Raw genomic sequence first — 18057 nt, forward strand, 5'->3', positions numbered from 1 at the left:
AGGTTAACGTGCGGGTCGTCAGCCGTCGAGATCCCGGGGAGCAGCCTGTGGACAGGCCGGACAAGCCGGAGTACGTCCCCGGACACGGACTGCTGGCCGGACGCACCGCCGTCGTCACCGCCGCCGCCGGTGCCGGCATCGGCGGTGCGACCGCGCGGCGGCTCCTGGAGGAGGGTGCCCGGGTCGTCATCGGCGACGCCCATACCCGCAGGCTCAAGGAGGCCGAAACCCGGCTCGCCGCCGAATTCGGCCCGGACCGGGTCGCCGGACGCCCCTGCGACGTCACCGAGGAAACCGACGTCGGCGCGCTCCTCGACCTTGCCCAGGAACGGCACGGGCGTCTCGACATCCTGGTCAACAACGCCGGCCTCGGCGGCACCGCCGAACTCACCGACATGACCGACGAGCAGTGGGACACGGTCCTCGACGTGACCCTGGGCGGCACCTTCCGCTGCACCCGGGCCGCGCTGCGCCGGATGAAAGCGGCCCATGGCGGAGTCATCGTCAACAACGCGTCGGTCCTCGGCTGGCGTGCCCAGGCCGGGCAGGCGCACTACGCCGCCGCCAAGGCCGGGGTCATGGCGCTCACCCGCTGCGCCGCCGTCGAGGCCGCCGCGTACGGGGTGCGGGTGAACGCCGTCGCGCCGAGTCTGGCCATGCACCCGCACCTGGTGAAGGTCACCACGCCCGAGGTGCTGGCCGAGCTCACCGCCCGCGAGGCCTTCGGCCGGTACGCGGAGCCGTGGGAGGTGGCCAATGTCATTGTCTTCCTGGCGAGCGGCTACTCCTCGTACATGACCGGGGAGATCGTCCCGGTCAGCTGCCGGCACCCGTGAGGCGAGAATGGCAATGTGCCGAAAAGCAGCAAGAGACCCACGATGAGCGCGTCCCCCGAGCGCCGCAGCGAACTGCTCGCCACAGCGGCGGAGGTGTTCGCCGCCCAGGGGTACAACGCGACCACCGTGCGGCAGATCGCCGACGCGGCCGGGATGCTCGCGGGCAGCCTCTATTACCACTTCGACTCCAAGGAGTCGATGGTCGACGAGATCCTCTCGGCGTTCCTCGGCGAGCTGTGGGCCGGGTACGACGCTGTCCTCGCCGCCGGGCTCGGCCCCAGGGAGACGATCGAGGCGCTCGTCACCGAGTCCTTCCGGGAGATCGACCGGCACCGCCCGGCGGTCGCCATCTACCAGAAGGAGGCCATGCACCTCTCCGTCCAGCCACGGTTCGGCTATCTGGCCGACTCGCAGAAGAAATTCGAACGGGCCTGGCTCGGCACCCTGGAGCGCGGCGCCGACGCCGGGGTGTTCCGCGCAGACCTGGACCTCCGGCTCACCTACCGGTTCATACGTGACACTGTCTGGGTCGCCGCCTCGTGGTACCGGCCCGGCGGCCTGCATACTCCGGAGGAGATCGCCCGCCAGTACCTGTCGATGGTGCTGGACGGCATCGCCGTACAGAGCTGACACAACACGACACAACATACCGAGATCCGATATCCGCGAAGGAGCAGTCATGGCCGAGGCCTATATCGTCGAAGCGGTACGCACTCCGGTCGGACGGCGCGGCGGCGGACTCTCCGCCGTCCACCCCGCCGACCTCGGCGCGCACATCCTGAAGGCGCTCGTCGACCGCTCCGGCGCGGACCCGGCGGCGGTCGAGGACGTCATCTTCGGATGCCTGGACACCGTCGGCCCCCAGTCCGGCGACATCGCCCGCACCTCCTGGCTGGCCGCCGGGCTCCCCGAGGAGGTGCCGGGCGTGACCATCGACCGCCAGTGCGGCTCCTCCCAGCAGGCCGTCCACTTCGCCGCCCAGGCGGTGCTGTCCGGCACCTCCGACCTGGTGGTCGCGGGCGGGGTGCAGAACATGTCCCAGATCCCCATCGGCTACGCCAGCCACAAGGCCGTCGAACCGCTCGGCATGACCGGCGGCCCCTTCGCCGGCTCCGAGGGCTGGCGGGCCCGCTACGGCGACCAGCCGGTCAGTCAGTTCTACGGCGCCGAGATGATCGCCCAGAAGTGGGACATCTCGCGCCGGGACATGGAGGAGTTCGCGCTGCGCTCCCACCAGCGGGCACTGCGGGCCATCGACGAGGGCCGCTTCGAGCGCGAGACCGTACCGTACGGCGCCGTGACGGCGGACGAGGGGCCGCGCCGCGACACCACCCTGGAGAAGATGGCAGGGCTCAAGATCCTTGTCGAGGGCGGCCGGCTCACCGCGGCCCTCTCCTCGCAGGTCTCCGACGGTGCCTCCGCCATGCTGATCGCCTCGGAGCGCGCCGTACGCGAGCACGGCCTCACCCCGCGGGCCCGGGTGCACCACCTCTCCGTACGGGGCGAGGACCCGATCCGCATGCTGTCCGCACCGATCCCGGCGACGGCGTACGCGCTGAAGAAGGCCGGTATGACCATCGAGGACATCGACCTTGTGGAGATCAATGAGGCCTTTGCCCCCGTCGTGCTCGCATGGCTGAAGGAGACCGGTGCCGACCCGGACAAGGTCAATCCCAACGGGGGCGCCATCGCCCTCGGCCACCCGCTCGGTGCCACGGGCGTGAAGCTGATGACCACCCTGCTGCACGAGCTGGAGCGCACCGGCGGCCGCTACGGCCTGCAAACCATGTGCGAGGGCGGCGGTCAGGCCAACGTCACCATCATCGAGCGGCTCTGAGTCCCTTTCCGCCGCCCGCGCGCCGCCCGACCCTGAGGGCCGGGCGGCGCTTCCTGTCGTGCACCAGGCCGCAAGGTAGGTCCCGCCCCCGGGCACGCGGCGTCACCGAAGCGCCCCGCCCGTCAACCGGGCAAGCGCCTCGTCGGCTTCCGACATGATGCGGCCGACCAGCTCCGCGCAGGACGGCAGGTCGCCGATGACCCCGGCGGCCTGGCCGGAGGCCATCACGCCCAGGTCGGTGCGGCCCTCCACCATTGAGGCCCTCAGCAGCATCGGGGTGTTGGCGGCGAGCAGCACCTGACTCCAGCCCAGCTCTTTGCCCCGTTTCATGGCCAGGCCGTCGCGGATCAGGCGCGTCCAGCTGGTGCCCGACAGCCGCCGGAAGGACGCGGCGTGCCGCAGGGCGCCTACGAGAGCGGCCGCCGGGCCCGAGCGCTCCAGCGAATCGGTCAGTTCGCTGCGGAGCATACGGTGCGGAAGGCCGTCGACCTTGGTGGTGACCATGATGTCGGCGGCGGAGGCGGCGAGGTATCTGGCCTTGACGGCGTCCGGGACGGTGCTGTCCGAGGTGAGCAGGAACCGGGTGCCCATGGCGATACCAGCGGCACCGTAGGCGAGCGCGGCGACCAGACCGCGGCCGTCGAAGAAGCCGCCCGCCGCGATCACCGGTATGTCCACGGAGTCCACCACCTGCGGGAGCAGCACCGTCGTGGCGACACGCCCGGTGTGGCCGCCGCCCTCACCACCTTGTACGAGGACGGCGTCGGCGCCCCACGCCGCGACCTTCTCGGCGTGCCGCAGGGCGCCGACCGAAGGGATCACGACGACGCCCGCGTCCTTGAGCCGTACGATCAGCTCACGGGACGGCGCGAGCGCGAAGGACGCGACTTTCACGCCCTCCTGGATGATGATTCCGACACGCTCGGGCGCGTCGCCCGCGTCCGCGCGCAGGTTGACCCCGAAGGGCGCGGCGGTACGGGCCTTCACCTCGCGGACGGCTGAGCGCAGCTGGTCCGGTGTCATGGTGGCGGAGCCGACGATGCCCAGCGCCCCCGCGTTCGCGGCAGCCGAGACCAGCCGGGGACCGGCCACCCAGCCCATGCCGGTCTGCACGATGGGGTGGGCGGCACCGGTCAGTGCGGTCAGCCGGGTGTCCATCACGGTCGCACCTCGCGGTCGCGCAGGCCCCCGGCGTCCAGCACCTCGCGGATCAGCCGGAGTTCCTCGGCGGTGGGCTCGCGGGTGTACGGGACCGGGTCGCGGACGACGAGCGGGAAGCCCGTGGCCTGCTGGACCTGCTCGACCGTCACCCCCTGGTGCACAGAGGCGATGCGCATGGACCGGTCGGGCGTGTGGAAGTCCAGTACGGCCAGGTCGGTGACGACCCGGCGCAGGTCGTGGAAGCGGGTCGCCGAAGGACCGGCCGCCGCGGCCCGGTCGTATCCGACCCCGCAGACCATGTCGACCGTGGTGACGAAGACCCGTGGCGAGTGCCTGGGGACCCAGTAGCTGGTCGGATTGTTGAGGGTGTTGACGGGGGCGCCGCGGACCCCGAGCAACTGGCGGGACGGCCTCGCCCAGTCGCCGATGCAGGAGATGTTCTGGTTGCCGTAGCGGTCCAGCTGACTGGCGCCCATCATGACGTGCCGCCGTCCGCCGGTGACCATCGCCAGGTGCCTGCGGTACGGCAGCCAGCCCTCGACGGCGTCGCCGACCAGCAGTGCCTCGCCGTCGGTGAGCAGCAGGTCGGGGGAGAAGGTGTGCCGCGCCAGCCGGGCCCCGATCGAGGGCACGGCCCCCATGGGGCTTGCCAGGATTTCCCCGTCCCCGCGCCAGGCCTCGGCGCAGGCGAGGACGCACGTCTCGGCCCGGGTGGCGTTCATGTCTGCTCCTTCCGGAACGCTTCCACGGCGGCCTGGTACGTGTCCTCGTCACCGCTCAGGAAACGGTCGCTGAAGGCCCGCCAGGTATCAGGGTCGCCCGCGGCGGCGGCATAGGCGCGCTGGAAGGTCTCGTCGCGGCCGTAATCCGGGGCACATGAGGTGAAGTGCGCGCCATTGGGGGCTTCTACGACGCCGCTGACGCAGTGGCGCCCGATCAACAGGGTCTGCGGACCGCCGGCCTCCAACAGCTCGGCGCTGTCCACGATCCGCTCGCACGACACATATGCGGCGTCCGCCGCCTCGCAGAACAGGTCGTCGAAGTACGGGTCAGGGCCGAGGTACTGGCTGTTGCCGCGACGGTCCGCACGGTTGAGATGCACCAGGGCGGCGTCCAGCCGCAGCGCCGGGACCGCGGCCAGCTCCTCCCCGTTCTCGTACGGCGAGGTCACCGTCCGCAGCTGAGGGTTGACCCTCATCACGTCCGAGCCGAGCCCGGCCCTGACCGGCATGAACGGCAGCCGGTGCACAGCGGCGGTGAGACCCCACATGACCATTGCCTCGTCCAGTTCCGTCATCTCGAACCCGCCGCGCTGCCGGGCGGAGCGGAAGTGCGGCTCCAGGGGGATCGAGTCGAGGGTGGCGAAGGCCGCGACCAGCCTGCGGATCTTCCCGGCGGCGGCCAGCAGCCCGACGTCCGGGCCGCCGTAGGAGACGACGGTCAGATCGGTGACGTCGGAGCGCAGGAGTGCCCGCACCAGGGCCATGGGTTTGCGGCGCGAGCCCCAGCCGCCGATGCCGATTGTCATGCCGTTGGCCAGCCGCGCGACCACATCCTGCGCGGACATCCTCTTGTCGCTGCTCACTGCCGCTCTTTCTCCTTTGCCGACACGAAGGCGTCGCGATGCCGGTCCGCGATACCGCTGAGGTTGGCCTCGAAGGTGAAGCCCTGCTCGAAGCGGTAGCTGCGGCGTACATCGACCGGGTCGATCCCGTTGATGGCCGCCTTGGCGAGCCGCAGCAGGCTGCCGTCCTTCGCCGCGATCTCGCGGGCCAGCTCCAATGCCGCGTCCCGCAGCTGTTCGCGTGGCACGACCCGCCACACGGAGCCGTGCCGGTGCAGCTCCTCGGCGGTGGCGGTGCGCGAGGTGTAGTACAGCGTCCGCATCAGGTGCTGGGGCACCAGCCGGGCCAGATGGGTGGCCGCGCCGAGCGCGCCGCGGTCCAGCTCCGGCAGGCCGAAAACCGCGTCGTCGCTGGCGACGATCGCATCGGCGTTCCCGGCCAGGCCGATGCCGCCGCCCAGGCAGTAGCCGTGCACGGCCGCGACCACCGGGACCTCGCACTCGTAGACGGCGGCGAACGCCTCGTAGCAGCCGCGATTGGCGCCGATCAGAGCCTCGTGGCCGGCGCCGCGCTGCATCTCCTTGATGTCCGCTCCGGCGTTGAAGCCGCGCCCCTCCGCGGTGAGGACCACACAGCGCACCCGCTGATCGGCGCCTGCGGCGCGCACTGCGCGGGCCAGGTCGTACCAGCCCTGTACGGGTGGGGCGTTGACGGGCGGGAAGTGGGCGGTGATGACTACGACGCCGTCATCGGGATCAGAGGTGGAGACACCCATGGGAGGATCAGCTACCTTTCCACCAAACGTTTGTTAGGTGGAAGGTAGCAGCGGTCCGCGCGCTGCGGGAGGTGTCATATGGCGCTCACTATCGATCTGTCCGGGAGTGTCGCCCTCGTGACCGGCGGCACCAGAGGCGTCGGCGCGGGGATCACCCGCGCTCTGCTCGGCGCCGGCGCGGACGTGGTGACCTGCTCCCGGCGCCCCCCGGACCGGCCCGTCGAGGCCGCCGGGCGCACCGCCCGCCATCTACGGGCCGACCTGCGCGACCCCGATGCCGTGCGCGGCCTCTTCGAACAGGTAAGCAGCACCTATGGCCGGTTGGACACCCTGGTCAACAACGCGGGCGGCACGCTCTTCCGGCTGCTCGCCGACTCCGACGCCCGGCACGCCGCCCGGGTTGTCGAGCTCAATCTGCTGGCGCCGGTGACGGCCTCGCTGGCCGCGTACGAACTGATGCGACGTCAGGAGCACGGCGGATCCGTGGTGATGATCGGTAGCGTGAGCGGCACCCGTCCCTCGCCGGGCTCCGCCGCCTATGGGGCAGCCAAGGCCGGTCTGGCCAACCTCGCCCGGTCCATGGCCGTGGAATGGGCGCCACATGTGCGGGTCAACACCCTCGTCCTCGGCATGGTCCGCACCGAGCTGTCCCATCTGCACTACGGAGACGCCGACGGCATCGCCGCCGTCGCCCGTACCGTGCCGCTGGGACGGCTCGCCCAACCGGACGAGATCGGCGACGCCTGCGTCTTCCTCGCCTCCAGCAGCGCCGCCTACATCACCGGCGCCAGCTTGCACGTGCACGGCGGCGGGGAACGCCCCGCGTTCCTCGACGCCGCCAATGCCGACCGCTGAAGGGATCCTTGTGATGGCCGGAATCTGCAACGGACGTGTCGTCATCGTCACCGGGGCGGGCCGCGGCCTCGGCCGCGCACACGCGCTGGCCTTCGCGGCCGAGGGAGCCCAGGTCGTCGTCAACGACCTGGGCGTGGGCCTGGACGGGGCGGGCGGCTCGGCGGGCCCCGCGGCGACGGTCGCGGACGAGATCAGGGCGCTGGGCGGCGAAGCGGTCGCCAACGGTGACGACATCGCCACTGCCGAGGGCGCCCGGGGGCTTGTCGCCACCGCCCTTGACGCTTTCGGGCACCTTGACACACTCGTCAACAACGCTGGGTTCCTTCGCGACCGGATGCTCGTCAACCTCGACGAGGACGACTGGGACGCCGTCATCCGCGTCCACCTCAAAGGCCACTTCCTGCCGCTGAAGTACGCCGCCGCCCACTGGCGCGCCGAAACCAAGGCCGGACGCGCCGCGGATGCCCGCATCGTCAACACCAGCTCCGGAGCCGGGCTGCTCGGCAGCGTGGGCCAGGGCAACTACTCGGCCGCCAAGGCCGGCATTATCGGTCTCACCCTCGTCGCCGCCGCCGAACTGGCCCGGTACGGCGTCCGCGTCAACGCCATCGCGCCTGCCGCCCGTACCCGGATGACGGAACAGGCCTTCGCCGCCACCATGGCCGCGCCTGTCGACGGCACATTCGACGCCATGGCGCCGGAAAACGTCTCCCCCCTGGTCGTGTGGCTCGGCTGCGCCGCCTCCTCGGCTGTCACCGGCCGCGTCTTCGAGGCCGAGGCCGGGCGGATAACCGTCATGGAAGGCTGGCGCCCCGGCCCGACGGCCGACCGCGGCATCCGCTGGACCGCCGCGGAGGCGGGTGAGACAGCGTTGAAACTCCTGGCCGCCGCTGAACCCCCACGGGGGGCTTACGGCGCGGAGTGAGGCGGGCCGCCACTATGACGGCCGCGGGGCCGCAGGTCCGCCGATCGGGTGAACGCTTACCGCATTCGGCGTACGAAACGCTGGCGGGCCGGTATCCGCGCGGCTATCTCTGGAGCGTGCGTAGGCACCCGGAGGGACGGCATATGGCGCCCGCAGCAGTTCGACGGCCCGGCCGGGCTCCGGCCAGGGCGGGCGTACCGCTGCTCGTCGTCCTGGTGTGTCTGATGCTGCATGCTCTGTGCGCGCCCGTTCCGGCACCGTCGCTGCCGGACCGGGGCGAGGCCCCGGTGGCGGGCCCCGAGGTGCCGGGCGGCGACTCGCACGACCATCCGGAGCCGATGTCCCGCCGCCGAGCCGCCCAGACGGCCAGCCTGCCGCACACCGCCGCGGCGGCCGTGGACGCGGTGTCCACCGGCACGGTGTCCGGGCCCTCGCGGCTTCCCGCCCCCGCGTGCCCGCCGTGGCCCCTGCGCACCGTCCTGCGCTGCTGACATAGCCCGGCCGCCCGGCGGCGGCCCGCAGGCCATGCAGAAAAGGACGAACACCGCAGGAGATACCCCATGCCCCTGGACATTTACGCCGCCCTGGGCGCGCTCATCCGCGCCGAAGCGACCCGCGAGACCGAGCCTATGACCGACGTCCCACTGTCCGGCGAGCCGGAACATGTGCAGGCCGAATGCGACGACTCCGCAGACCCCGGACCGGAGCGGAAGTAGCCGCCCCCCGACGCGGGGCGCAACGCCGGGCGGCCGTCAATGATGGCGCCGCCCGGCGCTGGGCCGGTGCACCGGGCTCCGGGCGACGCGTTGTTGCCCGGGAGTGCTGCGCCGCGTTCGGCCGGGCTGCCCGTACCGGCGTGGAGGCGCAAGAGCCCGGCGGCGCACAGCCTGCCGCGAAGCCGGCCGCCGGGCAGGGAACCGATGCCGTCCGTACAGCGTTTATCCGGTAAGCGGTGGATACCGCAGACGGAGGCCGCAAGATGTCCAAGCGCGCGAAGTATGCCGTCGGTGGCGTGGCGGTCGGGATCATCCTGCTCTGGATCCTCCCGACCTGGATCGCCCTGCTCATCATCGTCGGCGTGCCGGTGGCCGCCTACCTCACGCTGGACCCATCGCAGCGCCGCAGGGTACGCCGGGCCGGACGCAAGGAGATAGGCCGCTGATCAGGTCGCGGAGTCCGCTGCGGCACCGGTTCTGAGGTCTGACCCCCAGCGCCCGAGGGATTCCTGGAGATCGAGCGGGCGTGTCTGGGGGGCGGCGTCCGCGGCGGGCCAGTCCTCGCGCGGCACCCGCCACATGACCTCGAACTCGATGCCGTCCGGGTCCTTGGCGTAGAGCGACTTCGACACGAGGTGATCGCTGGCGCCCACCAGTGCTCCGCGCTCCGCCAGCCTGCGCTGCGTCTCGGTGAGCTCGCCGAGGGTGCCGACCTCCCAGGCCAGGTGGTAGAGCCCGACCCGCCCCTCCTGGGGGCCCGGGGCGTCCGCTCCGATGGCGAAGAGCCCGAGGTCGTGGTCGTTGAGGGTGTCCTGGGAGCGGAGGAAGGCGGCCTGTCCGGCGTACTCGGCTGCCACCTCGAAGTCGAAGACGGAGGTGTAGAAGTCGACGGAGCGGGCGACGTCGCGTACGTAGAGCACTGCGTGGTTGAGACGGCGGACGGGCATGACCTGCTCCTTCGGTGCGGCTGCCACCAGCCTAGACGGTTCTGATTGAATTTTAAAGTAAGAGACGCGCCACCGCTCGGGTGAGCTGCGGGGCGGACGGATCCGGTTGCGATTACGTCCTGTCCTATGATCATTTCAGCTGTCTGGCGCCGGGCCACCAGGGCCACCCTGTGCGCCGCCGTCGTTCTCGCTCCCGTCGTGCTCGCTCCGGCCGTACCGGCTGCCGCTGCCGCCCAGCCCGTCTCCTTCCCCGTACGCCCCGGACGCCTGCCCGAGCCTCCGGACGTGGGCGCCGCCCGGGTGGAGCTGACCAGGCTCACCGTCGCCGGGCAGCGCCCCATGCAGGGCTACTCTCGGGCCAAGTTCCCCCACTGGGCCAAGCAGGGAGCCAACTGCGACACCCGCGAGGTCGTCCTGGCCGAGGTTCGCCAACGACTTCACCGACTCACAGCTCATCGCGGTCTCGGCCGCCTCCAACCGGTCCGAGGCCGACCAGGGTCCGGACGAGTGGAAGCCGCCGCTGCGCTCCTACTGGTGCGTCTACGGGCGTGCCTGGACCGATGTGAAGTACGATTACGGGCTGACGGTGACCGAGGGGGAGAAGTCCTCCCTCGAGGAGATGCTCGACACCTGCCTCGTCGGGGGGTGACCATTGCCCGTCGGCATAATACCGACGGGCACACCGCACGAGGGGAGCACTGCGCGATGGGCGGAACGGGCGGAACGGTCACAGCGGTCAGCCGGGATACCGGGCACAACTTCACCAAGCCGGTCAGGGACAGCATCCGGCTGCTCGCCGGGCTCGGTGTCGAGGGCGACGCGCACCTGGGTGTCACGGTGCAGCACCGCTCACGCGTGGCGCAGGATCCGACCCGGCCCAACCTCCGCCAGGTCCATCTGATCCACAGTGAGCTGCACGAGCAGCTGAGCGCCGTGGGCCACGAGGTCCGGCCGGGCGAGCTGGGTGAGAACATCACGACCGCCGGCATCGATCTGCACGCCCTGCCTGTCGGAGCCAGGCTCCGGCTCGGTGCCGACGCGGTGGTCGAGGTGACCGGTCTGCGCAACCCCTGCGTGCAGATCGACGCGTTCCAGGACGGCCTGCTCAAGCGGGTTGTCGGACGGGACGAGGAGGGGAATGTGCTCCGCCGGGCCGGGATCATGGGCGTTGTTCTGGCAGACGGCGAGATCCGGCCGGGCGACGCCATCGGCGTCGAGCTCCCGGCAGGGCCGCACCGCCCGCTCGAACGGGTTTGAGCGGCAGCCCCCGACCGGCGCGACCAGCTCGAGATCGGCATCGGCCAGGATCCTGCCCACTCGCTTTTCGCCGGGTACGGCCGCAAAAACCGTGCTGGAGACTAACGCCGTCCCTGGATCCGGGCGGCCTGGGCGCGGATCTCCGGTAGCCGGTCGTAGAGGGCGCGTCCGGGACAGTCGGTGAAGAAGCCGTCACGGTGGCCGGAGATGACCTTGAAAACCGCGGACCGGCCCTTGTGGTAGCGGCTGGCGTCACTCGTGGAAATGAGGCGGGTGTGCCCGCGGGGATCGGTCCCGGACAGTCCCAGTTTCCACGCCGAGAGCTTCGCGATCGCGTCGATCATGTCCTGGGGCACGGTGGTACCCGCCGGAAAGGTGCCGATCGCGGCGACTCCCATCGTTTCGTTGTTGAACCCCACGGTGTGCGCGCCGATGACCGGCCGCTCGATGCCGCCCGCCCGGCCCTCGTAGATCGTGCCGCACTTGTCGATGAGGAAGTTGTACGCGATGTCGCCCCAGCCCCGATCCTTGACGTGGCCGGTGTAGAGATTGCGGATCATGCCAGGGACCTGGGAACAGTCGTAGGCATTGCCGGTGTCGGTGTGGTGCAGGACGACCGTGCGCACGGCGTCGGCGTAGCGCGTCCCCTTGTCGCGCAGCGACTCGTCGGCCCCCCAGCGCGCCCGGGTGATGATGTCGGGCTGCGGTGCGGTGTACAGGGGCACGCTGCGCGCGAGCCCGGACACCGGGAGAGCCATCGGGGGCACCGGGCCGGGCAGCGGGCTCGGCCGGGGAGGGGCCTCGCCGCGGACCGAGGCGTACGGCGTGGTGATGTGCGCGCCCCAGGCCGTGAGTGCGGCGGTGCCGGCAAGCGCGACGCCCGCCGCGCCGATCGATGCCGCTTGAAAGGAGCGCATGAATGAATCGTCAGTTGATATGCCTGGCTGCTGTTGCGGTGACACGCCCGAGTGGCCCGCTTGTCACCCGTACGTAGGACGACGCCCCTCCTGTCCCGCATCCGGTGCGGCCCGCCGGAGCCGGTCCTGCCGGTGCGCAGTTCGAGTGATCACTATTCGAGACTCGGGTATCACAGAATGGACACCTTGAGTAGGCTCACCACGTAGCCAAGGGACAAGGAGCGCCAAATGCCCAGGGAATGGGATGCCACTGCGTACGATGCGCTGCCGCTGCCGCACCAGCAGTGGGGCAAGCGCACCCTGGGGCAGCTGACCCTCAACGGCACCGAGCGGGTGCTCGACATGGGGTGCGGCACCGGCCGTGACACCGCGGCGCTGCTGGACCTGCTGCCGCGTGGGCAGGTCGTCGCCGTGGACGGCTCGCTCCGGATGCTGGACCAGCTCCGTAAGCGGCTGGCCGGCCGGCTGGACCGGGTGGAGGTCGTGTACGCCGACATCACTGAGCCGCTGCCGGTCCAGGGGCACGTCGACGCGGTCACCAGTGTGGCCACCTTCCACTGGATCCCCGATCACGCAAAGCTCTTCGCCGGTATCGCGGCCGTGCTGCGCCCCGGCGGCCGGTTTGTCGCCGAGTGCGGCGGTCTCGGCAATATCGCGGCGGTCTCGGCCGCCGTGGACAGTTTTCTCGGCGAACAGCCCGCCGTGTGGAATTTCGCCGGAGCCGAGGAAACCGAGCGGCGCCTGCGTGATGCCGGGTTCACCGGCATCGACGTCGCGCTTGTCCCCGATCCCGCACGGCTGGAGCCGGGGGAGCAGCTGCGGAACTATCTGGCCACAGTCGTCCTCGGCGGCCAGCTCGAACGGCTGCCGGCGGCTGAGCAAGAGGCCTTCGTCACGGCTGTCGCGGCCCGGCTCGCCGAGCCCGTCATCGACTACGTACGGCTGACGATCTCGGCGACGCGCGCCGCGAGCTGACGGCTCCTCACTCAGGCCGTACGCCGAGCCAGGCGCAGCTCCGTCAGATACCGCTTGGTGATCCGCCCTCCGTACCGGTTGTCGATCACCCGCGCGATGCAGCGCAGCAGGCCGTCCCGGGCCACGGGGTCGAGCGCGCGGTGCCCGGAGTAGGTGCGGAGTACGGCGAGGTACTCCTGGGTGGAGTACGTGATCTCCCGCTCGTAGCGGTGGAAGGCGGCGGGGCCGAACCGGCTGGAGCGGTCGGTCTCCTCGTGATCCTCAGGGATTTCCGCGGCCCCCCGTAGCCGCAGGCCGGGCGGTGTCGCCGGATCGAAGCGTTCGTAACACTCCTGGACCTCCGCGAAGAAGTCCTCGCTGCCCCCGGCCACATGGTGAGTGGCGACCGTGGCGAGTACGCCGCCGATCCGGAGCGCGTCGGCGGCTTTCGCCACCCGCACGGCGGGGTCGATCCAGTGGAAGGCCGTCGCAGAGAATACGGCGTCGAACGGCTCGGCCGGCAGCGGCCACTCCTCGAACGCGCCCGTCACCACCTCCACCGCCGGGAACCGTGCCAGATTGCGGCGTGCCACGGTGGCCATGGCCGGGCCCAGCTCCACGGCGGTGATCCGGCACCCCCGCTCGGCCAGCGGGACGGTGGCCTGTCCGGTCCCGCAGCCGATCTCCAGCACCCGGGACCCGGCACCGATCCCGGCCGGTGGTGCGGCGAGGTCGTCGAAGAGCCGGGGCGGGTAGCCGGGACGAACCCGGTCGTAGAGCTCGGCGTCCTCGTCGAAGACCTGCCGCAGACGGGTGCGTTCCAAGTCGGGCATGGTGCCAGGTTAGTCCGGGACGGGTGGCGCTTTGGGGGTGTGCGGGAGGATATTGCGGAGGTAATCCTCGACGGTGGCGTCCAGGCCGACGTCCTTCTGGGCGCGTTCGGACAGGAACCAGCGGTGTTCGAGCAGCTCGTGGTAGATCTGCGCGGTGTCGACCGTGGCGCGCAACTCGCGCGGTATACCCCGCACCGTCGGCCGGAAGACATCACGGACCCAGCGGTGCGCGAGGACCTCGGGGCGGGCGCCGAGCGGGTCGCCGGGGGCGTAGTCGTCCTGGGTGGCCATCCAGGTCTCCAGGTCGTTGAGGAGGCTGCGGGCCTGGTTCTCCTCGGCGTCGAGACCGGTCAGCCGCAGCAGTTGACGCTGGTGGTGGCCGGCGTCGACGACCTTGGGCAGGAAGGTGACGGAGTCACCGTCCGGGGAGCGCTGGATCTTCATCTCGGCGACGTCGAAGCCGAGTTCATTGAGCCGGCGGATCCGGTGGTCGATGTGGTGCCGCTCGCCGAGCGGGTACACGGACTCGTGGGTCAGCTCGTGCCACAGAGCGCAGTACCGCTCGACAATCGCCTCGCCGAAGAGCACCGGATCCACGGACGGGTGCAGTGATCCGCCCGCCTCCAGGTCCATCAGCTCGCCCGCGATGTTCACCCGGGCGACCTCGATGTCGTAGTCCCGCTGCCCTTGCGTCAGCTTCGGCTGGATCTGTCCGGTCTCGGCATCGACCAGATACGCGGCGTAGGCACCCGCGTCCCGCCGGAAGAGGGTGTTGGACAGCGAGCAGTCGCCCCACGCGAAGCCGGTCAGGTGCAGGCGTACGAGAAGGACGGCGAGCGCGTCCAGCAGGCGGCTCACCGTGCTCGGCCGCATCGTCGTCTCGAACATGGAGCGGTACGGCAGTGAGCCGTTGAGGTGCCGGGTGATCAGTACCGGCTCCAGCGGTTCGCCGTGCCCGTCGGTCCGCCCGGTCACGACACCGAGCGCGTCCACGGCCGGGATGCCCAGCCGGTCCAGGTCCCGGAGCAGCCCGTACTCCCGTACGGCAGCCCACTCGCCGACCTCCTTGACCGCGACCACCTCCTCGCCGGCCCGGGCGAACCGCACCACATGCCGGGAAATGCCGCGCGGCAGTGCGACCAGGTGCTCCTCCGGCCACTCCTCCAGGGGGATGCTCCACGGCAGGTCGAGGAGGGCCGCCGGGTGCTCGGGTGCGGTCGCGGTGATCTGCAGGTCCATGATGGTCAAGTGTGCGGTATCCGGAAGACCGAGGAGCGTACGGGGCATGGCGGAACGGCTGGTCGTGATCGGCGGCGACGCGGCGGGCATGTCGGCCGCCTCACAGGCGCGCAGGCGCCGCGGGTCCGACGACCTGGAGATCATCGCCTTTGAACGCGGCCGGTACGCCTCGTACTCCGCTTGCGGCATCCCGTACTGGATCGGCGGCGAGGCGGGCGGCCCCGACGCGCTGACCGCCCGTACCGCCGGGGAGCACCGGGCCCGCGGCATCGACCTCCGGCTCGGTACGGAGGTGGTCGAGATCGACCTCGGACGACGCCGGGTGCGCACCCGGGAAACGGGTGGCGCCGAAGCCTGGACCGGATTCGACCAGCTGGTCATCGCCACGGGCGCGGTCCCGGTCCGCCCGCCGGTCCCCGGCATCGACGCCGACGGGGTGCACGGAGTGCAGACCCTCGATGACGGCGAAGCGGTGACCCGGACGCTCGGCCGGGGCCGTGTACGGCACGCCGTGGTGGTCGGCGGCGGCTATATAGGGGTTGAGATGGCCGAGGCCCTGATGCGGCACGGGCTGGCCGTGACCGCGGCTACTACCCGGGGGCCGCCCCGATGACCGTCAAGATGCTCGCCGAGATCGGCACCGGACGGCTGCTCGGACTGCAGATCGTCGGCCGTGAGGGCGCGGCAAAGCGTGTCGACATCGGCGCAGTGGCGCTCACCGCCGGGCTGACCGTGGAGGAGATGACCGCCCTCGACCTCGGCTACGCACCGCCGTTCTCCCCGGTCTGGGACCCGGTGCTGGTCGCCGCCCGCAAGGCGGCGGAAAAGGTCGCGGCCGGACGGTGCGACTGACCGCTCAGGCCGGGGCTGCTGAGGCCGGGCGTACGGCCAGCTGCTCCAACGCCTCCAGAAGCCCCGGCAGAGCCGGCCCCCGGCCCACCGGCAGCACCTCGCCGGGCTCCTCGTCCAGCAGCACGAACGCGATGTCGTCGGTGCGGGCGACCATGCTCCAGCCCGGCCCGTCGACCCGGAGCGTACGCACTCCTTCGCCGGCCGGAGCGGAACGTATCCGCCCGGGCGGCGGTGGATTGCTCACGTACTCCTGGGCGCCCTCGAGGGCCCGGCGGATGCCTTTGTGCAGCCCCGTCGGCTTCTTGTCCGCTCCGCCCGGTGACGCGGGGGCGCCGAGCTGCTCACGCCATACGCGCCACTGGAGCGCGATCTCGTCCGCGCCCAGGCGGCGTTGTGCCGGGCCCCATACCCGGGTGTCGGGCGGGGCCAGCGGAGGCCTGCCGCCCTCCTCCTCCGACGGGTCGTGCGGATCGGCGACGCCCGGCGCGGCCACCGCCACCGGCAGCGGCCAGCCGGGCAATGAGGCCACGACCGACCTGTCGTCGGGCGACAGGTCGTACTCCAACCCGCAGTCCCATGCCGCCAGCGCACACGCCACCAGGGCCGTGTCGCTGATCGCCACCGTCCACCGGGCCCCGTCTCCGTCCTGTCCGAAGACCAGCCCGTATCCCTCCGCGGCCGGTTCCAGCCCCAGCTCCGCGCACGCCGCCGGGTAGTCGTCGGCGAGGACACCAGGGAACTGGGCGGGCGTCAGCATCGCCGCCGTAAGCACATACAACGCGTCGTCGTCCGTCGCTGACACGGGACCTCCCCTTTTTCGATGGTTCGCGCACCCTAACCAGCCGGTAACACCCGCGTCGAGGGGGCCGCGCATCAAGCCTGTCCGGGCGGATCGTCGCGGTCGCGCTTGTGATCGCAGGCGCCGGACACCGCGCCTTCCTCCACGGAGACCGCTCGGACACGCCCTAGCCGGCGAGTCCGTCCAGGGTGGCCCGCAGCCAATTCAGTTCGGCGCGGGTCGTGGCGCGGGCGATGGTGAGGATGCCCTGCCTGAACGGGTCGCCGACCTCCTCTGCGCGCAGCGGGCGGTCGCCGTCGTAGAAGAAGCTGGCCGGCTGACGCAGGAAGGCGAGGCGGCGTTCCAGGACGCCCGCCTGCTGCCCGGGTTCGTCGAGGTGGCGGAGGAAGGCGAGGACGGTGAACCAGCGGTTCTCGTCGCTGATGTCGAGGTCGGCGGGTTCGGCGAGGCGGTGGCGGAGCTCGGCGCGCCCGGCGGGGGTGAGGGAGAGCACATGGCGGGGCGCGGCGACGGCGCCCGGGCGCGTCTCGCGGCGGAGCCAGCCTGCCCTCTCCAGCCGCTTGATGGCGGGATAGAGCGTGCTCTCGGCCACCGGCTTGATGTGTCCGGTGAGTGCGGCGATGCGTTTGCGCAGCTCGTAACCGTGGAGTGAGGCGTCGTAGAGAAATCCGAGGATCGCGAGTTCCAGCATGCGCGGCATTCTTCCGCAACTGCGCAGTACATCGCCATCGATATACATCGTCGCCGATGTATTCTGATGCGTTGTCATCCGAGGAGCGGAGGGGGAAGCCATGCACCAGGCGCAGTTCACCGACGACGGGGCGCATATCCGCTGGACGGAGGCGGCGGGGGCCGAGCCCGCGCGGGTGTACGTCCACGGGCTCGGCGCGGCCTCGGCCGCCTACTTCGCGCACATCGCGGCACATCCGGCCCTCGCCGGCCGGCGCTCGCTCTTCGTCGACCTGCCCGGCTTCGGGCTCAGCGACCGGCCGGCGCGCTTCGGCTACACATTGGAGGATCACGCGTACGCGCTGGCTGCGGCGCTCGACGCGGCCGGGGTGGCGGCGGCCGAGATCATCGCGCACAGCATGGGCGGGGCGGTGGCGATCGTACTTGCCGCCCGCCGGCCCGACCTGGTGTCCGGGCTCGTCCTCGTAGAGGCGAACCTGGACCCGAATCCGCCGGCGACGGCGGGCAGCAGCGGCACGGCGCGCTATGAGGAGGACGATTTCATTCACGGCGGCGGATTCGCCGAGACGCTGGAGCGAGTCGGCCCGCTCTGGAGGGCGACAATGCGGCTGGCCGATCCGCTGGCCCTGCATCGCAGCGCGGTCGGCCTCGTCCGGGGCACCCGGCCGACGATGCGCGAGCTGCTGCTGGACATGGACATTCCCCGGCTGTTCCTGACGGGAGAGCTGAGCGGGGATCCCGCCGGCCGCGACGAACTGGTGGCCGCCGGGGTGACGGTGGAGACAGTGCCCGGCGCGGGCCACAACATTATGTTCGACAACGCCGAGGCGTTCGTCGCAGCAGTGTCCAGAGATCGGAGCCGGTGATCGTTCAGATTCGCACCTGGATGTTCTGACCCT

21 protein-coding genes and 1 pseudogene are annotated in these 18057 nt (G+C 71.1%); 12 read left to right on the forward strand and 10 right to left on the reverse strand.

Features of this window, described 5'->3' with window-relative positions:
* Window positions 1-47 precede the first annotated feature (47 nt).
* The 3 genes from FCI23_RS24095 to FCI23_RS24105 are packed head-to-tail and all read left to right on the forward strand — an operon-like array spanning window position 48 to window position 2673.
* Entirely contained in the window at window positions 48-836 is a 789-nt protein-coding gene (locus tag FCI23_RS24095; RefSeq protein ID WP_136726014.1) for an SDR family oxidoreductase, read from the forward strand.
* 42 nt (window positions 837-878) lie between these two features.
* Window positions 879-1466: a TetR/AcrR family transcriptional regulator gene (locus FCI23_RS24100; protein WP_136726015.1), complete on the forward strand. Its 588-nt coding sequence runs from the start codon at window positions 879-881 to the stop codon at window positions 1464-1466.
* A 49-nt stretch (window positions 1467-1515) separates the two neighbouring features.
* Window positions 1516-2673: an acetyl-CoA C-acetyltransferase gene (locus FCI23_RS24105; protein WP_136726016.1), complete on the forward strand. Its 1158-nt coding sequence runs from the start codon at window positions 1516-1518 to the stop codon at window positions 2671-2673.
* Window positions 2674-2775: 102 nt separating this feature from the next.
* On the opposite strand, the gene FCI23_RS24110 is transcribed toward FCI23_RS24105, so the two are convergent.
* From FCI23_RS24110 to FCI23_RS24125, 4 genes are read right to left on the reverse strand one after another with little or no spacing between them, the layout of a single operon-like run.
* Entirely contained in the window at window positions 2776-3831 is a 1056-nt protein-coding gene (locus FCI23_RS24110) for an NAD(P)H-dependent flavin oxidoreductase (RefSeq protein WP_136726017.1), read from the reverse strand.
* Window positions 3831-4556, reverse strand: a complete 726-nt coding sequence (locus FCI23_RS24115) for a CoA-transferase subunit beta (RefSeq protein ID WP_136726018.1) — start codon at window positions 4554-4556, stop codon at window positions 3831-3833. Before FCI23_RS24115 ends, FCI23_RS24110 begins: the two co-directional genes overlap by 1 nt.
* Window positions 4553-5401 (reverse strand): CoA transferase subunit A, encoded by an 849-nt coding sequence (locus tag FCI23_RS24120; protein WP_136726073.1) that lies wholly within the window; start codon window positions 5399-5401, stop codon window positions 4553-4555. Before FCI23_RS24120 ends, FCI23_RS24115 begins: the two co-directional genes overlap by 4 nt.
* A 14-nt stretch (window positions 5402-5415) precedes the next feature.
* Window positions 5416-6174, reverse strand: a complete 759-nt coding sequence (locus FCI23_RS24125) for an enoyl-CoA hydratase family protein (protein ID WP_136726019.1) — start codon at window positions 6172-6174, stop codon at window positions 5416-5418.
* Window positions 6175-6252: 78 nt separating this feature from the next.
* On the opposite strand from FCI23_RS24125, the gene FCI23_RS24130 reads away from it, so the two are divergent.
* From FCI23_RS24130 to FCI23_RS24145, 5 genes are all read left to right on the forward strand, one after another.
* Complete coding sequence (locus FCI23_RS24130; RefSeq protein WP_136726020.1) at window positions 6253-7029, forward strand: SDR family oxidoreductase; 777 nt, start codon at window positions 6253-6255, stop codon at window positions 7027-7029.
* A gap of 13 nt (window positions 7030-7042) precedes the next feature.
* Entirely contained in the window at window positions 7043-7954 is a 912-nt protein-coding gene (locus tag FCI23_RS24135; RefSeq protein WP_136726021.1) for an SDR family oxidoreductase, read from the forward strand.
* A 143-nt stretch (window positions 7955-8097) separates the two neighbouring features.
* On the forward strand, window positions 8098-8445 hold the full coding sequence (locus FCI23_RS24140) for a hypothetical protein (RefSeq protein ID WP_136726022.1): 348 nt from the start codon (window positions 8098-8100) through the stop codon (window positions 8443-8445).
* A 69-nt stretch (window positions 8446-8514) separates the two neighbouring features.
* Window positions 8515-8670, forward strand: a complete 156-nt coding sequence (locus FCI23_RS56600) for a hypothetical protein (RefSeq protein ID WP_169316915.1) — start codon at window positions 8515-8517, stop codon at window positions 8668-8670.
* A gap of 263 nt (window positions 8671-8933) precedes the next feature.
* Window positions 8934-9116, forward strand: a complete 183-nt coding sequence (locus FCI23_RS24145) for a hypothetical protein (RefSeq protein ID WP_136726023.1) — start codon at window positions 8934-8936, stop codon at window positions 9114-9116.
* Here the strand turns inward: FCI23_RS24145 and FCI23_RS24150 are convergent, their stop codons facing one another.
* Window positions 9117-9617, reverse strand: a complete 501-nt coding sequence (locus tag FCI23_RS24150) for a VOC family protein (RefSeq protein ID WP_136726024.1) — start codon at window positions 9615-9617, stop codon at window positions 9117-9119.
* Window positions 9618-10322: 705 nt separating this feature from the next.
* Between FCI23_RS24150 and FCI23_RS24160 the strand changes: the two genes are divergently transcribed.
* Window positions 10323-10874 carry an MOSC domain-containing protein gene (locus FCI23_RS24160; protein ID WP_136726025.1) on the forward strand — a complete coding sequence of 184 codons (552 nt, stop codon included), beginning with the start codon at window positions 10323-10325 and terminating at the stop codon, window positions 10872-10874.
* Between the two features lie 101 nt (window positions 10875-10975).
* Here the strand turns inward: FCI23_RS24160 and FCI23_RS24165 are convergent, their stop codons facing one another.
* Window positions 10976-11791, reverse strand: coding sequence for a peptidoglycan recognition protein family protein (locus tag FCI23_RS24165; RefSeq protein WP_246143935.1), 816 nt, complete (start codon window positions 11789-11791; stop codon window positions 10976-10978).
* A gap of 228 nt (window positions 11792-12019) precedes the next feature.
* Here FCI23_RS24165 and FCI23_RS24170 point away from each other — a divergent pair, with 228 nt between their 5' ends.
* Complete coding sequence (locus FCI23_RS24170) at window positions 12020-12766, forward strand: class I SAM-dependent methyltransferase (RefSeq protein WP_136726026.1); 747 nt, start codon at window positions 12020-12022, stop codon at window positions 12764-12766.
* A gap of 11 nt (window positions 12767-12777) precedes the next feature.
* On the opposite strand, the gene FCI23_RS24175 is transcribed toward FCI23_RS24170, so the two are convergent.
* Entirely contained in the window at window positions 12778-13578 is an 801-nt protein-coding gene (locus tag FCI23_RS24175; protein ID WP_136726027.1) for a class I SAM-dependent methyltransferase, read from the reverse strand.
* A gap of 9 nt (window positions 13579-13587) precedes the next feature.
* Window positions 13588-14817, reverse strand: coding sequence for a DUF4032 domain-containing protein (locus FCI23_RS24180; protein WP_136726028.1), 1230 nt, complete (start codon window positions 14815-14817; stop codon window positions 13588-13590).
* A 46-nt stretch (window positions 14818-14863) separates the two neighbouring features.
* Here FCI23_RS24180 and FCI23_RS24185 point away from each other — a divergent pair.
* Window positions 14864-15669 (forward strand): annotated as a pseudogene (locus FCI23_RS24185) (FAD-dependent oxidoreductase).
* 4 nt (window positions 15670-15673) lie between these two features.
* Here FCI23_RS24185 and FCI23_RS24190 read toward each other — a convergent pair.
* Both FCI23_RS24190 and FCI23_RS24195 read right to left on the reverse strand, forming a co-directional pair.
* Window positions 15674-16426, reverse strand: coding sequence for a hypothetical protein (locus FCI23_RS24190; RefSeq protein WP_136726075.1), 753 nt, complete (start codon window positions 16424-16426; stop codon window positions 15674-15676).
* Between the two features lie 208 nt (window positions 16427-16634).
* Window positions 16635-17159, reverse strand: coding sequence for a PadR family transcriptional regulator (locus FCI23_RS24195; protein ID WP_136726029.1), 525 nt, complete (start codon window positions 17157-17159; stop codon window positions 16635-16637).
* 100 nt (window positions 17160-17259) lie between these two features.
* On the opposite strand from FCI23_RS24195, the gene FCI23_RS24200 reads away from it, so the two are divergent.
* On the forward strand, window positions 17260-18024 hold the full coding sequence (locus FCI23_RS24200) for an alpha/beta fold hydrolase (protein ID WP_136726030.1): 765 nt from the start codon (window positions 17260-17262) through the stop codon (window positions 18022-18024).
* Window positions 18025-18057: the final 33 nt, after the last annotated feature.

The organism is Actinacidiphila oryziradicis, from assembly GCF_005047355.1.
In the GTDB taxonomy this organism is placed as follows: Bacteria; Actinomycetota; Actinomycetes; order Streptomycetales; family Streptomycetaceae; genus Actinacidiphila; species Actinacidiphila oryziradicis.

Bases quoted from the DNA above. Each gene is read 5' to 3' on its own strand.
- FCI23_RS24100 (WP_136726015.1), top strand. From the start codon at position 879: ATGAGCGCGTCCCCCGAGCGCCGCAGCGAACTGCTCGCCACAGCGGCG.
- FCI23_RS24105 (WP_136726016.1), top strand. From the start codon at position 1,516: ATGGCCGAGGCCTATATCGTCGAAGCGGTACGCACTCCGGTCGGACGG.
- FCI23_RS24110 (WP_136726017.1), bottom strand. From the start codon at position 3,831: ATGGACACCCGGCTGACCGCACTGACCGGTGCCGCCCACCCCATCGTG.
- FCI23_RS24115 (WP_136726018.1), bottom strand. From the start codon at position 4,556: ATGAACGCCACCCGGGCCGAGACGTGCGTCCTCGCCTGCGCCGAGGCC.
- FCI23_RS24120 (WP_136726073.1), bottom strand. From the start codon at position 5,401: ATGTCCGCGCAGGATGTGGTCGCGCGGCTGGCCAACGGCATGACAATC.
- FCI23_RS24125 (WP_136726019.1), bottom strand. From the start codon at position 6,174: ATGGGTGTCTCCACCTCTGATCCCGATGACGGCGTCGTAGTCATCACC.
- FCI23_RS24130 (WP_136726020.1), top strand. From the start codon at position 6,253: ATGGCGCTCACTATCGATCTGTCCGGGAGTGTCGCCCTCGTGACCGGC.
- FCI23_RS24135 (WP_136726021.1), top strand. From the start codon at position 7,043: ATGGCCGGAATCTGCAACGGACGTGTCGTCATCGTCACCGGGGCGGGC.
- FCI23_RS24140 (WP_136726022.1), top strand. From the start codon at position 8,098: ATGGCGCCCGCAGCAGTTCGACGGCCCGGCCGGGCTCCGGCCAGGGCG.
- FCI23_RS56600 (WP_169316915.1), top strand. From the start codon at position 8,515: ATGCCCCTGGACATTTACGCCGCCCTGGGCGCGCTCATCCGCGCCGAA.
- FCI23_RS24145 (WP_136726023.1), top strand. From the start codon at position 8,934: ATGTCCAAGCGCGCGAAGTATGCCGTCGGTGGCGTGGCGGTCGGGATC.
- FCI23_RS24150 (WP_136726024.1), bottom strand. From the start codon at position 9,617: ATGCCCGTCCGCCGTCTCAACCACGCAGTGCTCTACGTACGCGACGTC.
- FCI23_RS24160 (WP_136726025.1), top strand. From the start codon at position 10,323: ATGGGCGGAACGGGCGGAACGGTCACAGCGGTCAGCCGGGATACCGGG.
- FCI23_RS24165 (WP_246143935.1), bottom strand. From the start codon at position 11,791: ATGCGCTCCTTTCAAGCGGCATCGATCGGCGCGGCGGGCGTCGCGCTT.
- FCI23_RS24170 (WP_136726026.1), top strand. From the start codon at position 12,020: ATGCCCAGGGAATGGGATGCCACTGCGTACGATGCGCTGCCGCTGCCG.
- FCI23_RS24175 (WP_136726027.1), bottom strand. From the start codon at position 13,578: ATGCCCGACTTGGAACGCACCCGTCTGCGGCAGGTCTTCGACGAGGAC.
- FCI23_RS24180 (WP_136726028.1), bottom strand. From the start codon at position 14,817: ATGGACCTGCAGATCACCGCGACCGCACCCGAGCACCCGGCGGCCCTC.
- FCI23_RS24190 (WP_136726075.1), bottom strand. From the start codon at position 16,426: ATGCTGACGCCCGCCCAGTTCCCTGGTGTCCTCGCCGACGACTACCCG.
- FCI23_RS24195 (WP_136726029.1), bottom strand. From the start codon at position 17,159: ATGCTGGAACTCGCGATCCTCGGATTTCTCTACGACGCCTCACTCCAC.
- FCI23_RS24200 (WP_136726030.1), top strand. From the start codon at position 17,260: ATGCACCAGGCGCAGTTCACCGACGACGGGGCGCATATCCGCTGGACG.